The sequence below is a fragment of the Pseudarthrobacter sp. S6 genome, from assembly GCF_050156575.1.
Classification (GTDB): domain Bacteria; phylum Actinomycetota; class Actinomycetes; order Actinomycetales; family Micrococcaceae; genus Arthrobacter.
The window spans coordinates 4,034,724-4,058,956 of the sequence record NZ_CP189581.1; the positions used below are offsets into that span (position 1 = coordinate 4,034,724).

A 24,233-nucleotide genomic window follows, 5' to 3' on the forward strand; every position below is an offset into this window, starting at 1 on the left:
TGTCAGGGATTCAATCGTCAAAAAGTCAGGGCAGGCGGTTCATGTGTCAGGTTCGGTGGCCACAGTTTAGCAAGGCAGCCCTGACAGTTCCCCGGACCGGACCACGCCGCCCTGGAATTTCCCCGGTGCCCGGCGTACCATCACCGCCCTGTTCGCCACGGGCGGATACGATTCAGGCTATGAACACCGCCAGCGCTCCTGAGGCCATGCAGCCGTCAACGGAACTCGCGTCCGAAACCCACGCCACCAGCAAGGGCCGGGTGCTCGCCTGGGCCGCCTGGGACTGGGGTTCGGCGGCCTTCAACGCAGTCATGACCACCTTCGTCTTCACCGTCTACCTCACCTCCAACGCCTTCGGTGGCGAAGACCAGGCTTCTGCCGTTCTTGGCAGTGCACTGGCCATTGCGGGGATCGCCATCGCGCTGCTTGCTCCGGTGACCGGGCAGCGCTCGGACAACGGAGGCCGCCGGAAGCTGTGGCTTGGGGTCAACACGGCCGCCGTGGCCATCCTGACGGGCCTGTGCTTCTTTGTCTTCCCTCGGCCGGAGTTCCTTCTGCTGGGCGTTTCCCTCATCGCGCTGGGGAATGTGTTTTTTGAGTTCGCCGGCGTCAACTACAACGCCATGTTGGCCCAGATCTCCACTCCGAAAAACATCGGCAAGGTCAGCGGATTCGGCTGGGGCATGGGCTACCTGGGCGGCATTGTGGCATTGCTGATTGTGCTGCAGCTCTTTGTGCAGCCGAGCTTCGACTGGTTCGGCGCCTCCACCGAGGACAGCCTGAACATCCGGCTGGTAGCTGTGTTCTCCGCCCTGTGGTTCTTCATCTTCGCCCTGCCGGTGCTGTTCGCTGTCCCTGAACTCCCGCGGCCGGAGCGGGCCCAACCCCTGGGACTCCTGGCCTCCTACCGCCTGCTGTTCCGGCGGATCAAGGCAATCTATGCCACCAGTCCGCACACCATCTATTTCCTCCTGGCCAGCGCCGTTTTCCGCGACGGCCTCGCGGCCGTGTTCACGTTCGGCGGCATCATCGCGGCCGGCACGTTCGGCTTCGAATTATCCGAAGTCATCTTCTTCGCCATCTTCGGGAACGTGGTGGCGGCCGTGGGGGCGGTCATCGGCGGGTTCCTGGACGACCGGGCGGGGCCCAAGGCCGTCATTGTGGGTTCCCTCGTGGGGCTGCTGATCGCAGGGACCATGATCCTGGTCCTCGGTAACGGGGACTACATCTTCTTTGGCGCGGCGTGGGCAGGCAGCACTACGTTCTGGGTCTTCGGACTGTTCCTGTGCCTGTTTGTGGGGCCCGCCCAGTCCTCGTCGCGGGCGTACCTGGCCCGGCTGGCACCCCACGGCGAGTCCGGCGAGCTGTTCGGCCTCTACGCCACCACCGGCCGCGCCGTCAGCTTCCTGGCTCCGGCGCTGTTCACCCTGTGCATCGTGCTGGCCACTCCGTTGGTAGCGCCCGGCGAGGCCCAGCGCTGGGGCATCCTCGGCATCACGGTGGTGCTGCTCGCCGGCCTGCTGGTTCTGCTCCCGGTGAAGTCGCCGGACAAGACCGCCATCGCCGTCGTTCCCGTGTCCTAGCACCCCCGCCGCCCTGCGCACACCCAACCGAAAACCGTTTGTGGAGACTAGGCTGGGTTGTATGAACGTGGACGAGACTGACCTCCCCGGCCTGGGCCGTCGGAAGGACTTCATGACCGCTTCCGGCCGCCGAATCGGCGTGGTGGAGCTGCGGGAGGGCACGATGGAACTCATCGTTTCCACCTGGGATGATCCCGACACCTGCCAGGCGTCGATTCCCCTGACCGGGGATGAGGCCGCCGCCCTGGGTAACCTCCTGGGCGGGCAGCACCTGGCTATGAAACTGACTGAAGAGCACAAGGAGATTCCGGGCATCGTGACCCGGCAGTTCTCCATCGCTCCGGAATCGCCGTTCCAGAACCAGCCCATGGGAAAGGCCTGCATCCGCACCCGCTGCGGAGTCTCGATCGTGGCGATCATGCGTGAAGGAGAGGTGCTCCCGTCGCCGGGACCCGACGTCGTCCTTCACTCCGGTGACCTCCTGGTCGCAGTGGGAACGCAAGAAGGCCTCGATTCGGCGGCCGACATCCTGCGCAACGGCTGAGCGTCATGGACCCGCTGGCCCTGACCCTCATTGAACTGGGGGCTGTTGTGTTCTGCCTTGGCCTCCTGGCCAGGCTGGCCGGACGGATCGGAATGTCACCCATCCCGCTCTACCTCGTTGGCGGACTCGCCTTCGGCGCAGGCGGCGTGGTCAAGCTCGAAGGCATGCAGGAATTCGCACATCTCTCCGGCGAAATCGGCGTGATCCTGCTGCTGCTTATGCTCGGTTTGGAATATACGGCTGCCGAGCTCTTCACCGGTCTGCGTAGGTCCTGGCAGGCCGGTGTCCTTGACCTGATGCTGAATTTCATCCCGGGCGCAGGGCTGGCGCTGCTGCTTGGCTGGGGCCTGGTGGGCGCAATGGTCATGGGCGGTGTCACGTATATATCGTCCTCCGGGATCGCGGCCAAGGTCATCACGGACCTGGGCCGGGTCGGTAACCGCGAGACCCCCGTGGTGCTGTCCATCCTGGTGTTTGAGGACCTGGCCATGGCCGTGTACCTGCCGATCCTCACCGCAACCCTTGCCGGCGTCGGCTTCCTGGGCGGGCTCACTACCGTGGGAATCTCCCTGGCAGTGGTCACCGTGGTGTTGATGGTGGCTCTCCGCCACGGCCACCGGGTGTCGCAGGCCGTGCACAGCGAAAATTCCGAAGTCTTCCTGCTTAATCTCCTCGGCGCTGCACTGCTGGTGGCTGGCGTAGCATCCGCCCTGCAGGTTTCGGCCGCAGTGGGCGCGTTTATGTTGGGCATCGCCATTTCGGGGGCCACCGCCCACAGCGCCACCCGGATCCTGGAACCGCTGCGGGATCTCTTTGCAGCCATCTTCTTTGTGGCCTTCGGGCTCAACACCGACCCGACCACCATCCCGCCGGTGTTCGGGTGGGCCCTGATCCTGGCGGTCATCACGGCCACCACCAAGATGCTCACAGGCATCTGGGCCGCCAAGCGGGCAGGCATTGCCCGCCCGGGGCGCTTCCGTGCCGGCGCCGCCCTGATTGCGCGCGGCGAGTTCTCCATCGTGATCGCCGGGCTGGCCGTGGCGTCAGGCGTGGTCCCGGACGAGCTCGCCGCCCTGGCAACCGCCTACGTGCTGATCATGGCCATCCTCGGGCCACTGGCAGCGCGCTACGTGGAACCGGCGCTCAAGGCTTTCGGTGGATCCGTCCGGTTGCCCGCAAAGGCGTAGGGCCGGGCCTAACCGCGCATCCGGGGTGTTCTCACCCCTCGCCAACCCCTCGCTGAAGCGGCTCAGACCTCGGTGCGGTGGAAGTTCAGGTGGCTGCGGCTGGCTGTTGGCCCGCGCTGGCCCTGGTAGCGGTTGCCGTATTCGCCCGAGCCGTATGGGAACTCAGCTGCAGAGGTCAGCCGGAAGAAACACAGCTGGCCGATCTTCATGCCGGGCCAGAGCTTGATGGGCAGCGTGGCCATGTTGGAGAGCTCCAGCGTGACGTGGCCGGAAAATCCCGGATCAATAAACCCTGCGGTGGAGTGGGTCAGCAGGCCCAGGCGGCCCAGCGAGGATTTGCCTTCCAGCCGCGCAGCAATATCGTCAGGCAGCGTGACAGTCTCGTAGGTGGAGCCCAGCACAAACTCGCCGGGGTGCAGGATGAACGGCTCTCCGCTCTCCACTTCCACCAGCCGGGTCAGCTCAGGCTGCTCTTCCGCTGGATCGATATGCGCGTACTTGTGGTTGTCGAAGAGTCGGAAAAACCGGTCGATCCGGACGTCCACGGACGACGGCTGGACCATCTCGGGATCGTACGGTTCGAGGACGATCCGTTGGGAGTTTAGTTCGGCACGAATGTCGCGGTCAGAGATCAGCACCGTCCCAAATTACTATGTGTTGTCCACAGCGCACACTTTTTCGTTGTTGCTGTTGCCTACTGGGGCTAATGTTGCCTCAGAATGACACCGCCGGATGGTCTCCCGGTTGGTACAACTGAACTGATCTGGGGTTGGTTTTGAATAAATTTGCGGCGCCCGCCGTTGTGGCGATGCTATGTGCGCTCTCGCTGGTGTCCCCGGCCGCCGGCATGTATTCCGGCCCACCAGTGGATGGTCCGTCAGTCCAGGTGGGTGCCCTGGGGCCGCGCACGGTCACGTTGGGCCCGGCGGGAACAGCGGACGACGGCGGCGCACCCGACGTTGGAACCGGCACCGGTTCCCTACTCGCCCCAGCCGTGGAACCGGTGATCACACCGGCCTCGCCCGCCGGAGAACTCGCCGCAACGGCGATCGCTGCGGCAGCGGCTGCACCCGTGACCACCGCCACCGAAGCAATCGCGCCCGAGCCGCCTTCCATCCCACCGCTTTGGGCCCCCGACTCTGAACTTGCCAACAACACAACCGGGACTTCCACGCTGCAGGCTCTAGCCCCCCCGGTCCCCGCAACCGAGTCCCTCACTCCCGGATCGCTTGGCACCGAGGCCTTGGTGCCGGACAGCAACACGGGCGCCATCCTCACGGTTTTCAACGAAATCAATAAGTACCGGGTGGCCAATAGCCTGGCCCCGGTCAAGTACCACCCCACGGTCGCCGGCATGTCGCAGGAGTGGTCCGACAGCATCGCATCCCGCGAAGTCATTGAACACCGCGCCAGCTTCTGGACCGACCCCCGCGCCCTGAACCCCAACAACGGCGCGGGTGAGGTCATTGCCATCCGCACGGACCGCAACGCGGCACAGCTAGTGGAGTGGTGGAAAAACTCGCCAGGCCACAACGCCATGCTGCTCGATCCGCGGTTCAACGTCATGGGCGCTGGGATCTCCTACACGAACAGCCAGTACACCATCTGGGGCGTGGTGAACTTCTTCGGCTACACCACCCTCCCCGCCGGCACAGTCACCTCCCCCGGAGGCAGCTCCGCCGGCGGGGGCGCGTTCCCCGCCCCAGCGCCAACCCTGTGCGATCCCGCCGTCAAACACATGCCGCCCACCCTGGACCTGACCAGCGCCGCCATGAACAGTGCAGCTGATCTGGTGACCATCAACGCCTCAGGCCAGCTCATCAACCGCCCCTCCACAGGGAACGGGACCTTTGGTGCTGCCAAGGTCATCGGTTCCGGATTCGGAACGGCCAAGGAGGTGTTCACCACGGACTGGGACCGCGACGGCGCCTATGACCTCCTGACCCAGTGGAACGACGGCCGGCTGACGCTGCACCGGGGGATCGCCACCGGGGGGTTCCAATCCTCGTTCACGCTGGGCTCAGGCGGCTGGGAAACCATGACGCTGGCCGTGGGCGGCTGGTGTGCCAACAACCGGCTTCCCCAGCTGGTGGCCCTGGATACCGCCGGCACCGTGTTCCTCTATCCGAACGTGGGCCTGGCCGACATGTCCACGCGCACCCAGATTGCCACCGGCGTATCGGCCAGGAAGCTCGCCATGGTGGATTATGACGCCGACGGTTTCCAGGATCTCCTGGCCATAAAGTCAGACGGCGGTGTGCTGCTTTACCGCGGAGCTGGCACTCCGGTGCCACGCGCCGAAGCCCGCCTTACCGTCATCACCGGCTGGACCGATGTCACGGGAATCCGTCCGCTGCGTGACGTGACAGCCCTGAACTCCACGGGGGTGGCACTGCGCCGGGCCAATGACGTGGTGCAGTACTGGAACCTGAGCACCGGAACGCTGGCGTCGCCGTCGAACATCACCGGAAGCTGGGCAGGCCAGCGGCTGGCGCAGTAGCCCTTAGGCCGCCGACCGCACTTCCAGGACATCCTTGAGCCGCGCGAGCTGGGACACTTCGGCCTTGATGGCGCGCTGGATGCGGGTGTTCATCAGGCCCAGGAGGCTCTTGGGCTGGTATTCGAGGGCGAATCTGACCCTTGTGCCGGCCGGTTCGGTGCTGAGGTAGTAGCCGCCGGAGTGCTGCGACGGTCCGGAGATCACCCGGAACTGGATCTCGGCGCCAGGCCTGGCCTGCGTTATTTCAAAGTCGGCGGAGACGGTCCGGCCTGACCGGCCCGTGGTGGCCTGGCGGTAGACGGCTCCCTTGGTCCCGGCGGCACCGGACACCAAGCTGATGCTGCGGATGCCCCTGCGCCATTGCGGAAGGTTCATGCCGTCCACCAGGAACGTGTACACACTCATTGCGTCGCACCGGATAAGCACCTCGTGCTCTGCAAATGCCATGGGAGTCCTTAGTTAGCGCGGTCGGTGGTAGCCCGCACCACCCCCATGACACCGCAGCTAACGGGTTCAGAGTAGCCACTCGGCCCGTCCCGGACCTAGCCACCGATGGCGCCGTTATTGAAGAGTTACTGGATGACGCGGCGGGTAGCGCCCATCCCGGTGGACACGCACGCGGTGCGCGGCCACGGTTGCGGACGCTGGATCGCATCTGCGCTAAGCTAAGTTCTGCCCCGCTCAAAACGGGGCGATGCGGCTGTAGCTCAATGGTAGAGCGCTAGCTTCCCAAGCTTGATACGCGGGTCCGATTCCCGTCAGCCGCTCCACAATCTTCGAATCATGGTTTTCGCCGCGCCGCAGCGAGTTCTAGCTGCTCCGGGCCTTCCTGATGTCCCGTTCCACGGCCTTCTTCAGCGTCGCAAGCCTGGCCGCCTCCTGTTTCCGATAGGCGCCCTCCTTGACCCCGGAAAACATGTGCCCGATTCCTTTGGGAACGTACTGCGCAGTCACGGTCAGCCGGGTGCTGTCCGCCACGGGATACACCACGTACGAACAGGTGATGGTTTCCGTACGGGTTTGGTGCGTTTCGGTCCAGGAACGGTCCGCCACCAGGTTGTCGACATGGAGCACCACGCCCTCCTGGCCGGTAACTGCCGAGCGGGCCTGGACGTCCACGCAGAACGCGTAGACCTCCGGCCGGCCACAGGCGACAAGGACCGTACTCTCAATCGTGATGGTTCCCATGATGCTGTACCCGTACTTCCGCAGGCCTGCCCGGCACAGTGCCCAGAGCGCTATTTTCACACCGGGAACCCTCGGGCACAATGCTTGGCGCGCCGGCGGGTCGGTTCGAACTTTTGTCCGGTCATCCTCCGGTGGCCGTTAGGCCCTGCCGTGTATCGTCAGAAGTCAGGAACCTCTTCGGTTCCGCTACAGGAGCAATCATGGCTGACAAGTCCCCGCGTCAAGCAGCATCCAAAAAAGCCGGCAAGTCCATCAAGGAAAAGCGTGCCGACAAGCGGGCCGCCGGAGCCCCGGCCACCTCCCTGGACGTTACGTCCAAGGCCGCAAAAAAGAAGTGAGTGGCAAACAGAGCCACCTGACCCTGGGCGTCCTGGCCTCCACGCGGAAACCGGACGAACGCCGCCTCCCCATCCACCCCCTGCATTTCGAGCGGATCGCGCCGGAACTACGCCAGCGCATCATCCTGGAGCAGGGCTACGGCGAGCGCTTCGGCGTCTCGGATGACCACCTCGGAACCTTGGTGGGCAAAATGGCCACCAAGGAATCGCTGCTGGCGGAGGCCGACGTCGTCCTCCTGCCCAAGCCGCAGCCGGAGGATCTCGCGGAACTGCGGGACGGCCAGATCCTCTGGGGCTGGCCGCACTGTGTCCAGGACCGTGCCATCACGCAACTGGCCATCGACAAGAAGCTCACGCTCATTGCCTTCGAAGCGATGAACCACTGGGCGAGTGACGGCGGTTTTGGGCTTCACGTGTTCCACAAGAACAACGAGCTGGCCGGGTACTGCTCCGTACTTCACGCGCTCTCGCTCACCGGATCCACCGGGGACTACGGCCGCCGGCTCAGTGCCGTGGTGATTGGCTTCGGTGCCACCGCCCGCGGCGCCGTGACCGCGCTGAACGCGCACGGCATCCACGATGTCCAGGTGCTCACCAACCGGGGAGTCGCCGCGGTTGGCGCCCCGATCCACTCGGTCAACATCGTCCAGTTTGATCACGACGACAAGGCCCCCTTCCTCAGCCAGGTCATCACGGAGCGGGGCCGGGTTCCGCTGGCGCCGTTCCTGGCCGAAAGCGACATCGTGGTCAACTGCACGCTGCAGGACCCGAACAATCCGCTGACGTACCTGCGGACTGAGGATCTCTCGGCGTTCAGCCCGGGCAGCCTTGTGGTCGATGTGTCCTGCGACGAGGGCATGGGCTTCAGCTGGGCCCGCTCCACCACGTTCGCCGAACCGATGTTCACCATCGGCGACCACATCAACTACTACGCGGTGGACCACAGCCCGTCCTACCTCTGGAATTCCTCCAGTTGGGAGATCAGCCAGGCCCTGCTGCCGTTCCTTGAGACGGTCATCGGCGGCCCCGCCGAGTGGGACGGGGACGAAACCATTTCCCGCGCCATCGAAATCCGCGAGGGCGTGGTCCTCAACAAGGACGTACTGGAGTTCCAGCGGCGCGAAGCCGAGTACCCGCACCTGCCCGCCTAGGCGGCGCTAAGGGGCCGCTGCGCCTACACCGCGGCCCCTGAGGCTCGGCCCTTTAAATTCAGGCCTTCTACGCCTGGCTTCTTACGCAGGATTCTTACGCGGCAGCCTCACGGCTGATGATCCGCAGCGGGTGGCGGCGGTCCTTAAGGTCCACCCTGAGTGCCAGCGCGCCCTTTCGGGCCAGAACGACGCCGACAGTCGCCGCGGCGAGCGCCGGCACCCCGCCGGAGACCATGAGTGCCACGTGCGGGTCCACGTGCTCCGCGATCCAGCCGAGCATGGGCCCGCCGATGGCCTGGCCGCCGATCAGCACCATGATGTACAGGCTCATGACCCGGCCCCGGATGCCCATGTTGGAGCTGATCTGGACCAGCTGGTTTGAACCGGTCAGGAACATCAGGCACCAGAATCCGGACAGGACCATCACCACGCTGAACCACGCCATGGACGGCGCCAGCGCGGCCAGGCACAGCATCAGGCCGTACATTCCGGCGCAGAACACCACGGAGCGGAGCCGCAGCTGGCGGCGCCGGGTGGACGCGACAGCACCGGCCAACGCTCCGAGTGCCACCAGTGCGTTCAGCAGGCCATAGCCGCCGGCACCGACGTCGTACACGTGGTCCGCGAAGGCGGCGAGCAGGACGGGCAGGCTCATGGCGAAGACGGAGATGAAGCCGGCCATCAGCCACGGCCAGTAGATGCTGGGTTTGCTGAGCGCGTACTGCAGCCCCTCACGCAGCATGCCCTTTTTCTTGGGGGCGGGAGCGCTGAGGAACAGCTGGTCCTTGCGCAGGAGCAGCAGCATGGTGACCGTGGAGCAGCACGCCAGCGCATTCGCGGCGAAGGCCCAGCCTGCGCCGACGGCAGTGAGCAGCAGTCCAGCCAGCGCCGGGCCGATCAGGCCGCCCAGTTGGAACGTGGTGGAGTTGACGCTGATGGCGTTTCGCAGGTACCTGGGACCTACCAGCTCGTTGACGAACACTTGGCGGGCGGGCTGATCCAGTACCGTGACCAGGCCCAGCAGCAGCGCGATGACGTAGACGTGCCACACTTCGATGACGCCGGTCAGGGCAAGCACCGCGAGTGCCGCCGCGAGCACCGCGGCCAAGCTCTGGCAAAGGATGAGGATCCTGCGCTTGGCGAACCGGTCCGCCATCATGCCGCCCCAGGGACCCAGAAGCAGCGACGGCATGAACTGCAGAGCCACCGTGATGCCCACGGCGGTGACGGAACCGGACAGTTCCAGCACCAGCCAGTCCTGGGCGATCCGCTGCATCCAGAGGGCGATGACCGCGACAAAGTGCCCGATCGCGAAGATGCGGAAATTGGGGACCCGCAGGGAGATAAACGTGTGCCGCCAGGGAAGGTGTTCACTGACGACGGCGATGGGTTGGGTTTGGATGGAAGCGGCGGAGGCGGACGCGGAGGCGGAGTCGATGACGGGCTGGCTGACGGTTGCCGACGTTGGCGGTGGGGGTGCCACAGGGATGTCCTCAGGGAAGCGGGCGGACTGGGATGCTTCCCACGCTAGGCTGGTCCCAGGTGATTATGTAGCCCTATCGCGTCTATAACTACCATTACAAAACGTAATGTCTCCCACTCTGACGTGGGTGAACAGCCGGCCCGGCAGCCAAGGAGTCCATCGTGTTCGAACCCGCCCAGCTCCGCTCCTTCCTTGCTGTGGCCGAGACGCTCAGTTTCACCAAGGCAGCGGAACGCCTGGGCCTGGCACAGCCCACAGTCAGCCAGCACGTCCGCAAGCTGGAGACGGCCGCCAAACGCATCCTCGTCAGCAGGGACACGCGCGATGTCCGGCTCACGGACAACGGGGACGCGATGGCCGGCTTCGCACGCACCATCCTTGCGGCCCACGATGCCGCCACCCGGTACTTCTCCGGCTCGGCCATGCGGGGTAGGCTGCGTTTCGGCACGGCAGATGACCTGGCCATCACCGGCCTCCCCCGGATCCTTCGTGAGTTCCGGCAGGTCTATCCACAGATCAACCTGGAGCTCACCGTTGGCCAGAGCGACCAGCTGTACAAGAAACTCAACGCGGGCCAGCTGGACCTGGTGTTTGTGAAGTGGGTGGCCGGCGTCAAGGACGGCACAGTGGTCCAGCACGACACCTTTTCCTGGGTGGGACTGGACCAGACGTCCCTGGAGCCCGGGGATCCCGTCCCTCTGATCGCCTACCCCTCCCCCAGCCTTAGCCGGAAACTGGCCATCGATGCGCTGGAATCAAGCGGCCGGACCTGGCGGATCACGTGCACCACCCGGCAGATCAGCGGCGTCCTGGCGGCACTCCGGGCAGGCATCGGCGTTGCCGTGATGCCGACGTCGCTGGTTCCCGAAGACCTGAAAATCATCACCCGCCGGTTCGACCTGCCACCGGTGGGCGACGTCGATTTCACCCTCATCCGCAACCCGCTGGCCAACGCCGAGGTGATTGATGCGCTGACGCAGGCCATCCTCGGACGGACGCTCAAAAAGTCGGTCTGACCGAATTGGCCGCAGGATTCAGGGCTGGAAACGAACCATTGAAGTAAAAGTCCGCCTCCTCTATGCTGGATTATCCATGGGGTCAAGCAGTGGCCGGTTCAACACTACGAGTGCGCCCTGTAGCCCATGATGCGGACGCACTCGGGATAGGCAGCCAATGACGACAGCCGAGAATACCCATTTACATACGGTATATACCCCCCAGCGGCACAGCACTGCACGGCCGCTGGTCACCCATCATTCCAGCCACAACACCGGCATTTCCCGGGCCGCCGAGTACATCGGCAAGCCTACATGCGACAAGTGCGGCACGGATGAGTTCATTTACCTCGAGTCCTACATTCCGCCGGTGTACCGGCGTGACGGGGCGGTCAGGACACTGGGCGAAGTCGCCTACACCTGCACCCGTTGCGAAAATTTCTCCGCCCACAATGTTCCTGCATCGTGGACTCCCCCAGGCTGGTATCTGGGCTAATTACCAACGGTCTCCAGGCTCGCCCCGGCGCAGCCACCTGATCATCACTCAACCCTTCACCAGCGAAGGCCCGGCAACCGCCCAAAAGCGGCCACCGGGCCTTTTCGTGTTTGTCGGGTCTTAGTCCGCCCGGGATCCGGCCTGGACCAGCCCTAGATCAGCGACGCCGAGAGGTGGTTCGGGGTGCCGAACCGGTGGGCCGTGATGCTGATGGCCTGCTCGTGCAAGAACGGCAACAGCTCCACCCGTCCGGCCTCGGTGACCGCGTGGGCGTAGATCGCCAGGTCCGGACGCCCGTCCGTGGCCTCGGCGAGGGCGGTGGCGTCACCGCGGATCAGGCGGATCCGCGCCCCTGACAGTTTGCCCGCAGCGGCAAGGCGTGCCGCCGAAGCCAGCCAGCCGGCGTCGGACTCTACGGTGACGTTGATGTCCAGCCCGGTGAATACGGCACGCAGCTGGGCGGGAAGTTCGACGGCGGCGGAAACCGTGAGGGCCGAACCGGCCAGTACGCCGGCCGCCACGGTCCGCGCCAGGTGGGCCAGCGGGGCACCCTCGGAGAGCCGCACGGTGACCGGCAGCGCCCGATAGCGGAAGATGTTCCGCTCCGCATTGATCCCGGAAACGTCCTTGGCGTTGCCGAACTCATCGGCCCAGGCCTGTGCGTCGGAGGCCAGGGAACGTTGCAGCGTCCCGAGTTCGCCCGGCTGCAGGGCGCCTGCGGCGGCGTTCAGGATACGGCCAACGCCGGCGTTGGTGATCGGGGCGTCAGCAGTGCTGGCTGTGCTGGTCCAGTCACCGAGGCCGGCAAGGTAGTTCGGCCCACCGGCTTTGGTCCCGGCCCCGACGGCGGATTTCTTCCAGCCGCCGAACGGCTGGCGCTGCACGATGGCGCCGGTGATGCCGCGGTTCACATAGAGGTTTCCGGCCTGGATAGAGTCCAGCCAGGTGCCGAGCTCGTCCGGGTCCAGCGCGTGCAAGCCGGCGGTGAGGCCGTACTCCACCTGGTTCTGGATCTCGATGGCCTCCTCCAGCGTGTCAGCGGTCATGACGCCCAGGACCGGTCCGAAGAATTCAGTGAGGTGGAAGTAGGTCCCGCGGCGCACGCCGTAGCGCACGCCCGGGCTCCAGAGACGGCCCGTTTCGTCCAGCTTGCACGGTTCCACAGCCCAGGTTTCGCCCTCGCCGAGGGTGGTGAGGGCGTTGAGCAGCTTGCCGTTTGCGGGCTCGATGATGGGGCCCATCTGGCTGGTGGGGTCCTGCGGGTAGCCCACCTTCAGCGAGGTGACGGCATCAACCAGCTGGTTATGGAACCGCTTCGATTTAGCAACAGTGCCCACCAGGATCACCAAGGACGCGGCGGAGCACTTCTGGCCGGCGTGCCCGAACGCGGAATACGCGACGTCCTTCGCGGCCAGGTCCAGGTCCGCACTCGGCGTGACGATGATGGCGTTCTTGCCGCTCGTCTCGGCCAGCAGCGGCAAGTCCTTGCGGAAGGAGCGGAACAGCTCGGCGGTCTCGTAGCCGCCGGTGAGGATCACGCGGTCCACGGCGGAGTGCGAGATCAGCTGCTGACCGAGCTCACGCTCGCCGAGCTGGACCATGGTCAGCACGTCGCGCGGGACGCCGGCTTCCCACAGTGCCTCGACCATCACGGCACCGCTGCGGCGGGCCTGCTTGGCGGGTTTGATCACGACGGCGGAGCCGGCGGCGAGTGCCGCGAGGGTGGACCCTGCCGGGATGGCGACCGGGAAGTTCCACGGCGGGGTCACCACGGTGAGCTTGGCCGGGACGAACGTGGCGCCGTCGACCTTTTCCAGCTTCCGGGCGGACTCGGCGTAGTAGTGGGCAAAGTCCACAGCTTCGCTGACCTCCGGATCGCCCTGGTCGATGGTTTTGCCGGTTTCGCTGGCCATGACCTCCAGGAGGTCGGCGCGGCGGGCTTCGAGGACGTCGCCGGCGCGGTGCAGTATCCTGGCGCGCTCGTCGCCGGTCAGGGCACCCCAGGCCTTGCCCTTCTCGACGGCGGTGGCGATGACGGCGTTCAGGGTCGTCTCGTCGTTGATCGTGGCGGCCTCGACGGCGGCGTTGCCCAGCATGGAGCCTGCCACTCGGCCCAGGATGGCACGGCCCCAATCGCGGTTGGCGGGCAGCGACGGATCGGTGTCCGCGGTATTCTCGAACGAGTCGTGCGGCATCGGCGCGGCCGGGAGGGCGCGGTTCTGCCGGCGGTTCGGGCCCGGGACCTCGCCGTCGAGCGCGGCGAGGGAGGCGAGGAAGCGCTGCTTCTCACGCTCGAAAAGGGATTCGTTCTCGCTGAGTTCGAACACCGCAGACATGAAGTTGTCCTGGCTGGCGCCCTCTTCGAGGCGGCGGATCAGGTAGGCGATGGCGACGTCGAACTCGGCGGGGTGCACCACGGGGGTGTAGAGCAGGAGCGATCCGACGTCCTTCTTGACAGCTTCAGCCTGGCCCTGCGCCATGCCCAGCAGCATCTCAAATTCGATGCCGGATTCCACGCCACGCTGCTTGGCGAGCAGCCAGGCGAACGCGATGTCGAAGAGGTTGTGGCCGGCCACGCCGATCCGGATGTTGCTGATCCGGTCCGGGTGCAGCGAGTAGTTGATGACGCGCTTGTAGTTGGTGTCCGAGTCCTGCTTAGTGTGCCAGGTGGCCAGCGGCCAGTCGTGCAGCGAGGCTTCCACCTGTTCCATCGGCAGGTTGGCGCCCTTGACCACGCGGACCTTGATGGCAGCGCCGCCGTTGGCGCGGCGCTCTGCGGCCCAGCCCTGGAGGCGGATCATGGCGGCGAGGGCATCCGGGAGGTAGGCCTGCAGCACAATTCCGGCCTCGAGGTTCTTGAACTCGGGCTTGTCCAAAATCCTGGTAAAGACCGCGATGGTCATGTCCAGGTCCTTGTATTCCTCCATGTCCAGGTTGATGAACTTGGCGTTCTTCCCGGGTCCGGCGAAGGAGGCGGCCTTGGCGAACAGCGGCGTGAGCTTCTCAACGACGTGCTCCACGGCCTCATCAAAGGCCCAGGCGGAGTGCGGGGCTACGGTGGAGGAGACCTTGATGGAGACGTAGTCCACGTCCGGGCGGGCAAGGAGCGTGTGGGTTCCCGCCAGCCGGCGGGACGCCTCGTGTTCGCCCAGGACGGCCTCGCCGAGGAGGTTCACGTTGAGCTTGATGCCGTCCTTGCGGATCTTGGCGATGGCCGGGCCCAGCTTGGCGTCGGTGGCGTCAACGATCAGGTGGCCCACCATCTCGCGGAGCACACGGCGGGCGATCGGGATGACTACCTGAGGAAGGACCGGGGCCATGGTGCCGCCGAGGCGGACGGCGCTGCGCATGTACCAGGGCAGGAACGCCGGGACCATGGGCGCCAATGCGGCGAGGTTGCGGGCAGCCACGTGGAGGTCCTCCGGGCGGACCACGCCGTCCACGAAGCCCACGGTGAAGTCCAGGCCGTTCGGATCCTTCAGCACACCGGCTAGCTGTTCAGCGGAGGCATCCACGGGGACCTTGGCGGCTTCCGTCAACCAGCGGCGCACCAGCCCGATTGCTTCCCCGGCCAAGGCCTGGGCTTCGGGCACGTGGGACGTGGCTGCAACGGCCGGTTCGGTGGCCGTTTTCCCGGTGAAGACGCCGGGCTCCGTTGAAATGTTGGTCATATCTAACACTCGTTCTTTCCGTTGGTGAGGTGGCTCTTTCCATCAGTATGATCTTCCGATCACGTAAGATAAAGCGACGTTTTCTGAGCAATACAGGTTAGAAAAATCGATGCTTTGGATTGCCGTCCTAACGGTCAGGAAATAGCCGCATTTTGGGCAAGCCTCTCGCGCTTAACGAAGGATTTTGGGCAACCCCCTCTCACTTCCTGAAAACGGGCGAACCCTCCCCCACAGGACGTGAGAGAGGGTTTGTCGTTCGCGCCCCGAAAGTGAAAGAGCGAGGGTTGGGCGGGGAGGCCGGGGTCAGCCGAGGGGCCGGTGCATTTCCACGGCTTCCTCGTGCCGGGGACTATTAGGGTTCATCAGCGAGTGCTTGCGGCCGTAGCCGAAGTAGATGACCAGGCCAATGACGAGCCAGACGACGAAGCGCGCCCAGGTCTCCCAGTGCAGCTGGAACATGAGGAACGCAGAGGCGAGCACACCGAAAGCGGGAATGACCGGCATCAGCGGCAGGCGGAAGGTGCGCGGGGCGTCCGGCTTCTTATAGCGGAACACGATAACTGAGAAGCAGACGACGACGAACGCGGCCAGAATGCCGATGTTCGTGAGGTCCGCGACAGCCTTGATGGGGAACACCCCGGCCAGCAGTGCGGAGGAGACGCCGGCAATCCAGGTGACGCGCTGCGGCGTACCGTGCCTGTCCGTTTTGGCGAACCAGCCGGGCAAGAGGCCATCGCGGCTCATGGAGAACCAGACGCGTGTGACACCAAGGAGGAAGGTCAGCATCACCGTGAGGATGGACAGCACTGCGAAGACGGAAATGATGGTGGCAATAACGGGCAGGCCCACCCCAGTGAACGCGGAAGCGAAGCCGGCCTTGGGGTCGATGTCCTTGTAGTTCTGCATGCCGGTCAGGACGAGAGTGGCTGCGACATACAGAAGCATGGCGATGATCAGGGACAGGACGATGGCCTTGGGCATGTGCTTCTTGCCGTCCGTGGCTTCCTCGGCCGCCGTACTCATGGCGTCGTAGCCAAACACCGCAAAGAACACTGTTGCCGATCCCGCCAGGACCGGCCCAAACCCGCTGGGCATAAACGGGTTGTAGTTGTTGGTATCGATGTAGAAGATGCCGAGCCCGATGATAAAGAGGATCAGGACAACCTTGATGGCTACTGCAAAGAGTTCGAACCGGCCGAATGCTTTAGTACCACGGGACAGAATCCAAGTCACCAGCAGGCAGACCAGGATGGCGGGAAGGTTGACGATGCCGCCCTTGCCCTCATCCGCCGTCGAGGTCATCCACACAGGCAAATGGATGCCGATGCCGGACAGGAACGCCTCAAGGTAACCGGAGATGCCAATGGCCACTACGGCAACGATCGCTATGTATTCCAGCAGCAGGTCCCAGCCGATGAACCAGCCGATCACCTCGCCCAGCGCAACATAACCGTAGGTGTAGGCCGAGCCCGCCCGAGGGATCATGCCGGCGAATTCCGCGTAGGACAGCGCGGCCGCCGCGCTGGCGAGGCCGGCGATCAGGAAGGAAAACAGCACCGCCGGGCCGACGCCGGGGTTGTCTCCGCTACCGGCAGCCACCAGCCCGGCCAGGGAGAAAATACCGACGCCGATGATCCCGCCGACGCCGATGGCCGTCAGCTGCCAGAGCCCGAGGCTCTTGAACAATCCGCTGTGTTTATTCTCTTCTTCGATGTCGTCAATGGGCTTGCGTCTCATGATCGACTGGGTCATATCTTTAGGGCTCATCAGGTACTCCTGCGTGGGGTGCGGCCCCATCGCGGCGCCCCGGAAGAGGCTGTGACAGGGGTAACTCAGGTACACCAGTATGCAATCGCAATTGCGTTAGATAAAGTGACTACTTCTAACCAATATCCATTAGATTCATCAAGGAATGTGGCTATGCTCGATGTCCGTCGCCTGCGGCTTCTCCGCGAACTGAAGATCCGGGGCACCCTGGCGGAGGTGGCGGAGGCACTGCAGTACAGCCCGTCGTCGGTCTCCCAGCAGTTGGCCCTGCTGGAAAAGGAAGTTGGCGTTGAGCTGCTCCGGAAAACGGGGCGCCGCGTGCAGCTGACGCCCCAGGCCGAAGTCCTGGTGGCCCACACCGCCCAGCTGCTCGAAACCATGGAGCAGGCGGAGGCGGACCTGGCGGCCTCGCTGACCACTGTCACGGGAACGGTCCGTATTGCGGTGTTCCAGTCCGCGGCCCTGGCGTTGATGCCGGACACGCTCACGCGGATGACGGCGGAGTATCCGGAGGTCCGGATCGAAATGATCCAGCGCGAACCCGAAACAGCCCTTCACGAGACGTGGGCACGCGACTTTGACCTGGTCATCGCCGAACAGTATCCGGGCCACGCCGCCCCGCGGTACCCGGAACTGGACCGCATCAAGCTGACCACTGACGCGATCCGGCTGGCCGTTCCGCCGGCGGACTCCAGCCGGCCGCCCATTACGTCGCTCGAAGATACTGCCGCGCTGCCCTGGGTGATGGAGCCCCGCGGCGCAGCCTCCCGGCACTGGGCGGAGCAGGCCTGCCGGAGTGCCGGATTCGAGCCCGATGTGCGCTTCGAAACAGCGGACCTGCAGGCGCAGATCCGGCTGATTGAGTCCGGAAATGCCGTGGGGCTGATGCCGGACCTCGTCTGGACGGGACGGAGCACCACCGCCCGACTGCTGGATCTGCCGGGGCATCCGCGCAGGACGGTGTTCACGTCGGTGCGCCGCTCCAGCGCGCAGCGGCCCGCCATTCTCGCCGCCCGCGAGACGCTGGCAGCCACCGCCATCTCAGTAGCAACGACGGACGACGGCGGCGCGTCCGGGTAGGTGCCGGCCCGCCAGGTCGCTTGCCCGGCGGGCCGTCGGACAGCCTCCGATGCCATGTTCACTACGTCACAGCGCGATCCGAGAGCCGGCGCTAGACTGGGCGGGTTATGAATCGCACAATGTTCAAGTCCAAAATCCACCGGGCCACCGTCACACACGCCGACCTGCACTACGTAGGATCGGTCACCGTTGACCTGGACCTGCTGGACGCTGCCGATATCCTTCCCGGTGAGCTCGTGGCCATCGTTGACGTGACCAACGGTGCGCGCCTGGAGACCTACACCATCGCCGGCGAGCGCGGCTCCGGTGTCATCGGCATCAACGGGGCAGCAGCCCACCTGATGCACGAGAACGATATTGTCATCCTCATCACCTATGCCCAGATGAACGCGGAAGAGGCCCATGCCTACACCCCGAAGGTCATCCATGTGGATAAGGACAACAAGATTGCACAGATCGGTAGCGACCCCGCTGAGTGCCACACCCCGGGCCTGATGCGCCCGCCGTTCGCCCTTAACAACGCCGCCCTGTAGCCGGAGCGTGAGTCCGGGCAGGCACCGCCGCCGCAGCTCCGGAGGCTTTTCTTGGTAGGCGTGCTGCAGAGCTTCTTTGTTGTCTGGTTCATCATCATGGTGGGCTGGTTGGTTTGTGGGCCGCCAACGGATCCTCGGTGACAACGCCCACCAGGTCCTCAGCGGCCTGACTTTCTTTGTGGCCAGCCCGGCCCTGCTCTTCGAGACCCTCAGCAAGGCTCAGCTGGGGGACGTCTTTGCGGAACCGCTGCTGGTCACGGCGGTGTCCGCGGTCTGCACCGCCCTTGTCTTCTTCAGCATCGTGAAGTTCGTCCTGAAGCGCGCGTTGCCGGAAGCGCTGATGTCCTCGATGGCCGCCTCCCTGGCCAACTCCGCGAACCTTGGCATCCCCATCGCCGTCTACGTCCTGGGCGACGCCAGCTACGTGGCGCCGCTGCTGATCTTCCAGCTGGCCTTCTTCACGCCGGTTTTCCTGATGATCCTGGACGCCAGCACCAGCTCGCACCGCACCACGCCCTGGGGATTCATTCTGATGATCCTGCGGAACCCGATGCCTTCAAACTTGTGGTCCACCCGGCCATTGCCTACGTTTTTGCCCGCTTCGCCTTGGGTGTCGAAGGCCAGGCGTTGTTCGCGGCCGTGGTGGGCCGGATCCTCGCGGACCTGGCCACGAGGACCCGGCCCGCCCCCGCAGATCTTCTCCGCGGCCCGCTGACACCACGGCCCGTAGCGCGAACGGACAGTTGAGGCCCTCCCCGGCAGGGCCTCAACTGTCCGTTCGCGCAAGGTTACGGCCTCTTGACCTCCGGCCTGTGCCTGTCCAGGATTCGGGCGCAGCGGATGAACCCCAGGTGCGAGTAGGCCTGCGGGTGGTTTCCCAGGTGTGTCTCCGTGCTGGGATCGTATTCCTCGGGCAGCAGGCCGGTGGGGCCGAAGAGGTTCACCAGCTGGTCGAACAGGTCCCAGGCCTCCTCGATCCTGCCCACCGCAACGTAGGCCTCAATCAGCCAGGTGGTGCAGATGTGGAAGCCGCCCTCCAAACCCGGCAGGCCGTCGTCGTACCTGTACCGGAACACGGTGGGGCCCACCCGCAGTTCCCGTTCCACGGCGGTGACGGTGTCCAGGAACCGCTGGTCCGTGACATCCAGCAGGCCGGAAAGACCGATGTGCAGGACGGCTGCGTCCAGGTCGGGGCTGTCGTAGGCCACCGTGTAGGACGCGGCCGAGTCATCCCAGCCTTCGCGCAGGACTTCTTCGCGGATGGTCCGGGCCATGGGTTCCCACGACGGGTCCGGCGCCCTGCCGTTCCGGGCAGCGGTCCGGAGTGCGCGGTCCAGCGTCACCCAGCACATCACCTTTGTGTAGACGTGGTGCCGCGGCGGGCGCCGGGCTTCCCAGATGCCGTGGTCCGGCTCGTGCCACCGGGCCAGGACGGCCGCCGCCATCTGCACCAGCAGGTCCCAGTGGTCATCCTCGAGGACACCATTTCGTGAGCTGACGCTGTCGATCAGTTCGGCCACCGGACCGAAGACATCCAGCTGGACTTGGTGGTCCGCGGCGTTGCCGATCCGGACCGGCCGGGAACCCGCATACCCGGGCAGACTGTCAATGACGGCCTCCGTGGACAGGGGCGCCCCCGTCACCGAGTACAACGGATGCAACCATTCCGGGCCCGGCGCGTGCTCAAGGATCCGGCCCAGCCAGCTGAGGAACCCAGCCGCCTCCGCCGTGGATCCCAGGTCCACCAGAGCGTTCACGGTCATGGACCCGTCCCGCAGCCAGCAGTAGCGGTAATCCCAGTTCCGTGTGCCGCCGATTCCTTCGGGCAGGGACGTGGTGGGCGCGGCCAGTACGGCACCCGTGGGCTCGTGCACAAGGGCGCGGAGAACCAGGGCTGAGCGGCGGACCAGCGATGGCTTCACAGAGGGCAGCTCCAGTTCCTGCACCCAGCGGCGGGAGTGGAGCGCCACCCCTGCCCGCCGGTCGGTCTCCCCGCCGGGGTGCACCTGCGCAGGTTCGGTGTCGCCGCAGCGCAGGTTGAGGACCACCGGGCCGTCCTGGAGGTTGACCGAAGCGGTGGCCGTGGCGTGGAGGCCGTCCGAGGTGATGGTGAAACTGACGCCCGTGGCAAAAAGGAAAATGGGATCGGAGGTTCCCACCACATGTAGTTCGTCGCCGCGGGCTTCCATACTGAACGGCGCGTTGGCGTAGTCCGGCCGGGGTGCGAAAACGATCTTGGCGCCACCGGTGCCGGAGAGCACCCGGACCAGGCTGGTGATCCCTTCCGGTGCCGGCTCCAGGTAGTCCGTGACGGTCACGTCCGCCCAGCGCGTCTCAACAATCATGGTGCTGTCCACGTAGCGCTGGCCCAGAACTTGCGAGGACTTGAGCGGCTCCACGGAGAAGTGCCCGGCGGCGTCCCCGCCCAGGATGTGGGCGAACAGCGACCCTGAATCCGGGAGCGGGTGGCTCATCCAGCAGACCTTGGCATCCGGAGTGACCAACGCGGTGGAGGATCCGTTGCCGATCATCGTGTGCCGCTCGAGCCCCACTGCGTCCTCGCCGAAAAGCCAGGCCCGCCGCAGCTCGAACAGGAGGGCCAGGATGCGGGCGAAGGATTCCGGGTCGCGCAGCCGGTGGAAAGCACGGGTCTCCCCCTGTCCCACGCGCAACCCCAGGTCAGGGCCGCGGAGCGTAGCGATGGCCAGTTCGTCGCTGTAGGCGTCCCCGGCGTACAGCGCCGCACTGGCACCCAGCCGGGACCGGAGGTTTTCCAGGGCGTCAGCCTTGGCCGGTTCCGTTACCGAGAGGTCCAGGACCGAACCGTCCACAATGAAGAACAGCCCATGCGCTCTGGCGATCTCCCGCGCCGTTTCCGTCACCACCTGCACCACGTCGGGCGAGGCCGGCCGGGTGTGCACGGACACGGCCACCGGCTTCCGCTCGATCCAGATGCCCTCCTGGTATCCCACGGCCTCAGTCAGGGCTGTGCTTACCGTGTGGAGAGTGGCTTCGGTGGCGAGGTCCTGGCTGTGGGCGAAGGCCATGTCCGACTCCGCGCCGTGTGATCCGATGAGATGCACCTCCGCGGGCAGCCGCGACACTGCGGCCAGGTCACGCAGCGAGCGCCCCGAGATAACGGCGGCATGCGTGTTGGGCAGGGCGGCCAGGGCGCGGAGCGCGATCGCAGCGCTCCCCAGGGGAAGGGTCTCGGTGGAGATTCCCTCCGCGTCGCACAGTGTTCCGCCGTAGTTGCAGGCCACCAGCAGCCCGGGGACGCGGGCCAGGACTTTCAGTTCGGCCAGGAGGGTGGGCGTGAAGCCTTCGTCCGCCAGGTCCGACTGGATGAACGTCCGCAGCAGCCCCAGCGGCAGCGATCGGGTCAGCAGGGCGGAATCCGCCACGCTTTGGTTCAACGGCGTAGCCATGCGTGCACTCCTTAAGCAGGGCCTGGCCCGGGAAGGCCGGAGGGGGCAGTTTAATTGTCCGCCCGGACGATTTCCTCCGAAAGTCCCACTTATTGCGGCTGTGTAAAAGTCCGACGGCGGACCTCCCTTCCGCCGCCGGCCCTGCGTCACGTCGTGTCACGCCGACCGGCCGGCGGTCAGGGTCACCCGGCGGTCAGTGTCACCATCGTGAAGCCGCCCGGCGCCACCGTGACGCGTCCGGACGTGGTGCCGGCGTTGTCCTTGGAGCCCTTGACGGGCTGGCCGGCGGAGTCGTACTGGCGCTGGACCAGCACAAACCCTTCCGGCACGCTCACTTTCTGGACCGTGGTGGTTTTGGCCGCGCTGACGTACAGCGTGGAGTCGCCGCCGGAACCGGAGACGGACACCGTGGAGATCAGCGGCTGGACTAGGAGTGCGTCCAGTGCGGCGTGGCCGTCGCTGCCGGCGGCGACCGAGGTCAGGCCGGCAGCGAGGGCCCGCCGCAGGGTGAACGGGATGAGGATGCCGGGTGCGTCGGTGATGCCCTGCGCCCCTGCCCCGCCGTTGGCCGTGGTGCCCAGCGGGCCCTTGGCCGAGGTCCAGGTGGTGGTGCCCGAGGGCGTAATCGCCTGGTTCACGATGGGGAAGATGTTGCTGGGCTGGTCGGCCGCGGGCATCGGAATGGTGAGGGTGCCCCCCGCCTTCAGGTCCACGTAGGCGCCGCCGGAAATGTTGGCTTCACCGGTCCAGGACGACGGCGGCCGCACCACCATACCGGCCCCCGTGATGGTGCCCGCCTCGGCTTCCACCACGCTGAGCCCGTTGGTCCCTTCGGTCACGCTGATCCCCAAGGCCTTGGCCCGGAGTTCCGGGTCGGAGTCGAGGGCCAGCATCGTGAGGAGGGCGTGGACGGTGGATTCGGCGCCGGAGTTGGGGTTGATCCGGCCGTCCGTTTCGATCCCGTCGATGGCCGCGCCTGTGGCCGGGTTGTAGGCGGGGGCGCCGTTGGGGTTGGCGCCGAAGAACCAGCCCGCGGCGATGGCGGCCACGTCCAGCAGGCCCGGGGCATCAGCGGCTTCCGCCGTCGCCACCAGGCTTTGGACGCGGGAATCCACGCCGTACGCGATCTGGGCTTCGCCGGGAGCGGGGCTCCACGCGTTGTCCGGTCCGCCCGCAGCGAGCAGCTGCGGCGTGAACTGCGCGGTGTCCTTCACGGCTGCCGTCAGCAGGTCGGGCCGGTTCAGGACAGTGGATGCGATGGCCACAGCGGCCGGGGCCATGCCGCCCCACGCATGCCAGAGGCTTTGGGACTTGTTCCACGGCATGATCGCGCCGAACGGCCATTGGGTGGCCGAGCCGGAAGACATCGCGGCCACACCCTCGCTCAGCCGGGACAGCGCCGTGGTGGCCACGGCATCGGACGGAACGGTCTCCACATAGGCGGCCAGCCCCAGCACCGCCTCGGCGGAGGCATCCGCGCCGCCGGCGATGAGCCAGGCCGGAACCTGGACGCCGTCGGCTGTGTCGAACGTGCCGTACTTGGCCAGGGACTGGCGGTTCAGTGCGCCCAGGGAAAGGTGCAGCCGGTCCTGCAGGAACGCGGCGAACTCCGGATCGGTCTCGGCAAACCCTGCGAAGCCTTCGCCCAGGGCCCAGACCGTGCGGGCCAGCCAGTAGGATTCCGCGGAGTCGGACGGGTCCGGCAGTTCCACGGGAGTGGCGCTGGGGTTCAGGCTGCCGTCCGCCTGCTGCCAGAGGATGACGTTGCCGGCGTTCGGGCCGGCAACTGTCTGCAGGTAGGTGAGCGTCCGAAGGTTCTGGAAGGCGTGCTCCTTGCTCGCCAGGTCCCCTGTCTGTTTCCAGTGCCGCAGGTACACCACGGCGGTGCGGGCGATGTCGTCCGCGTTGTAGGCGCCCTGGGTCCAGTCGCCCGTGACCGGGTCCAGATTCCCGCCGCCCACGCGGTCATAACTGCCGTCGTCGTTCCTGTCGGCGTAGGTCCACGGCGCTTCGGCCTCTGGGTCCTGCTCCAGCCGGTAGGTGGTGTGCCCGGTCACCGGAGCCAGCGGAACCGTGTCCAGCAGGAAGTCCAGGTGGTCCAGGTTGGTCAGGCTGCCGCCGTCGGCCAATTCAGGCGACAGGACAGGCGCCGCGGGTGCCGTTACAGCACTGGAGGACGACGGCGGCGCGGCAGGGGCCGCCGTGACGGCACTGGCCTGCAGCGAAACAGCCAGCAGGGAAACGGCCACCGCCGTCACCACCGGCCGCGTGCCCTTCGGTGAAAGCATC

Annotated in this window: 18 protein-coding genes, 1 tRNA gene and 1 pseudogene; 12 read left to right on the forward strand and 8 right to left on the reverse strand. The window is 65.8% G+C overall.

The genetic code is table 11. The features are described from left to right. Window positions 1-179: 179 nt before the first annotated feature. The 3 genes from ACQCS0_RS19375 to ACQCS0_RS19385 all read left to right on the forward strand — a co-directional run bounded on the left by ACQCS0_RS19375 (window position 180) and on the right by ACQCS0_RS19385 (window position 3,314). Window positions 180-1,583, forward strand: coding sequence for an MFS transporter (locus ACQCS0_RS19375; protein WP_354155157.1), 1,404 nt, complete (start codon window positions 180-182; stop codon window positions 1,581-1,583). A gap of 61 nt (window positions 1,584-1,644) precedes the next feature. After that, a complete protein-coding gene (locus ACQCS0_RS19380) occupies window positions 1,645-2,127 on the forward strand; it encodes a TrkA C-terminal domain-containing protein (RefSeq protein WP_354155158.1) in 483 nt (160 codons plus the stop codon). Between the two features lie 5 nt (window positions 2,128-2,132). Further along, window positions 2,133-3,314, forward strand: coding sequence for a cation:proton antiporter (locus tag ACQCS0_RS19385; protein WP_354155159.1), 1,182 nt, complete (start codon window positions 2,133-2,135; stop codon window positions 3,312-3,314). Between the two features lie 62 nt (window positions 3,315-3,376). Here the strand turns inward: ACQCS0_RS19385 and dcd are convergent, their stop codons facing one another. Next, the gene (gene dcd / locus ACQCS0_RS19390) at window positions 3,377-3,952 is read right to left on the reverse strand and encodes a dCTP deaminase (RefSeq protein ID WP_185261861.1); all 576 of its coding nucleotides are present in this window, start codon (window positions 3,950-3,952) and stop codon (window positions 3,377-3,379) included. A gap of 137 nt (window positions 3,953-4,089) precedes the next feature. On the opposite strand from dcd, the gene ACQCS0_RS19395 reads away from it, so the two are divergent. Beyond that, window positions 4,090-5,814, forward strand: a complete 1,725-nt coding sequence (locus ACQCS0_RS19395) for a CAP domain-containing protein (RefSeq protein ID WP_354155160.1) — start codon at window positions 4,090-4,092, stop codon at window positions 5,812-5,814. Between the two features lie 3 nt (window positions 5,815-5,817). Here the strand turns inward: ACQCS0_RS19395 and ACQCS0_RS19400 are convergent, their stop codons facing one another. Continuing rightward, on the reverse strand, window positions 5,818-6,261 hold the full coding sequence (locus ACQCS0_RS19400; RefSeq protein WP_354155161.1) for an SRPBCC family protein: 444 nt from the start codon (window positions 6,259-6,261) through the stop codon (window positions 5,818-5,820). A gap of 249 nt (window positions 6,262-6,510) precedes the next feature. Here ACQCS0_RS19400 and ACQCS0_RS19405 point away from each other — a divergent pair. Next, window positions 6,511-6,584 (forward strand) — tRNA-Gly (locus ACQCS0_RS19405). Between the two features lie 40 nt (window positions 6,585-6,624). Here ACQCS0_RS19405 and ACQCS0_RS19410 read toward each other — a convergent pair. Beyond that, window positions 6,625-7,062, reverse strand: coding sequence for a hypothetical protein (locus ACQCS0_RS19410; RefSeq protein ID WP_354155162.1), 438 nt, complete (start codon window positions 7,060-7,062; stop codon window positions 6,625-6,627). A gap of 140 nt (window positions 7,063-7,202) precedes the next feature. Here ACQCS0_RS19410 and ACQCS0_RS19415 point away from each other — a divergent pair, with 140 nt between their 5' ends. Together ACQCS0_RS19415 and ACQCS0_RS19420 are read left to right on the forward strand one after the other, a co-directional pair. After that, entirely contained in the window at window positions 7,203-7,340 is a 138-nt protein-coding gene (locus tag ACQCS0_RS19415; protein WP_185261864.1) for a hypothetical protein, read from the forward strand. Continuing rightward, a complete protein-coding gene (locus ACQCS0_RS19420) occupies window positions 7,337-8,491 on the forward strand; it encodes a N(5)-(carboxyethyl)ornithine synthase (RefSeq protein WP_354155163.1) in 1,155 nt (384 codons plus the stop codon). Before ACQCS0_RS19415 ends, ACQCS0_RS19420 begins: the two co-directional genes overlap by 4 nt. Window positions 8,492-8,585: 94 nt before the next feature. Here ACQCS0_RS19420 and ACQCS0_RS19425 read toward each other — a convergent pair whose 3' ends face one another. Beyond that, window positions 8,586-9,974, reverse strand: coding sequence for an MFS transporter (locus tag ACQCS0_RS19425; RefSeq protein ID WP_354155164.1), 1,389 nt, complete (start codon window positions 9,972-9,974; stop codon window positions 8,586-8,588). Window positions 9,975-10,135: 161 nt separating this feature from the next. Here ACQCS0_RS19425 and ACQCS0_RS19430 point away from each other — a divergent pair, with 161 nt between their 5' ends. Next, a complete protein-coding gene (locus ACQCS0_RS19430) occupies window positions 10,136-10,990 on the forward strand; it encodes a LysR substrate-binding domain-containing protein (protein ID WP_354155165.1) in 855 nt (284 codons plus the stop codon). Between the two features lie 157 nt (window positions 10,991-11,147). Then, window positions 11,148-11,465, forward strand: a complete 318-nt coding sequence (locus ACQCS0_RS19435; RefSeq protein ID WP_354155166.1) for a hypothetical protein — start codon at window positions 11,148-11,150, stop codon at window positions 11,463-11,465. Window positions 11,466-11,617: 152 nt separating this feature from the next. Here ACQCS0_RS19435 and ACQCS0_RS19440 read toward each other — a convergent pair whose 3' ends face one another. Beyond that, window positions 11,618-15,136, reverse strand: coding sequence for a bifunctional proline dehydrogenase/L-glutamate gamma-semialdehyde dehydrogenase (locus ACQCS0_RS19440; RefSeq protein ID WP_354155167.1), 3,519 nt, complete (start codon window positions 15,134-15,136; stop codon window positions 11,618-11,620). 303 nt (window positions 15,137-15,439) lie between these two features. Continuing rightward, a complete protein-coding gene (locus ACQCS0_RS19445; protein ID WP_354155168.1) occupies window positions 15,440-16,903 on the reverse strand; it encodes an amino acid permease in 1,464 nt (487 codons plus the stop codon). 153 nt (window positions 16,904-17,056) lie between these two features. Between ACQCS0_RS19445 and ACQCS0_RS19450 the strand changes: the two genes are divergently transcribed. From ACQCS0_RS19450 to ACQCS0_RS19460, 3 genes and pseudogenes are all read left to right on the forward strand, one after another. Continuing rightward, entirely contained in the window at window positions 17,057-17,983 is a 927-nt protein-coding gene (locus ACQCS0_RS19450) for a LysR substrate-binding domain-containing protein (RefSeq protein ID WP_354155169.1), read from the forward strand. A gap of 107 nt (window positions 17,984-18,090) precedes the next feature. Continuing rightward, a complete protein-coding gene (gene panD, locus ACQCS0_RS19455; protein WP_354155170.1) occupies window positions 18,091-18,516 on the forward strand; it encodes an aspartate 1-decarboxylase in 426 nt (141 codons plus the stop codon). 51 nt (window positions 18,517-18,567) lie between these two features. Further along, a pseudogene (locus ACQCS0_RS19460) lies at window positions 18,568-19,161 on the forward strand (AEC family transporter); the annotation flags it as partial. 143 nt (window positions 19,162-19,304) lie between these two features. Here ACQCS0_RS19460 and ACQCS0_RS19465 read toward each other — a convergent pair. Both ACQCS0_RS19465 and ACQCS0_RS19470 read right to left on the reverse strand, forming a co-directional pair. Next, entirely contained in the window at window positions 19,305-21,944 is a 2,640-nt protein-coding gene (locus ACQCS0_RS19465) for a trehalase-like domain-containing protein (protein ID WP_354155171.1), read from the reverse strand. Between the two features lie 182 nt (window positions 21,945-22,126). After that, window positions 22,127-24,232, reverse strand: a complete 2,106-nt coding sequence (locus tag ACQCS0_RS19470) for a hypothetical protein (protein ID WP_354155189.1) — start codon at window positions 24,230-24,232, stop codon at window positions 22,127-22,129. Between the last annotated feature and the right edge of the window lies 1 nt (window position 24,233).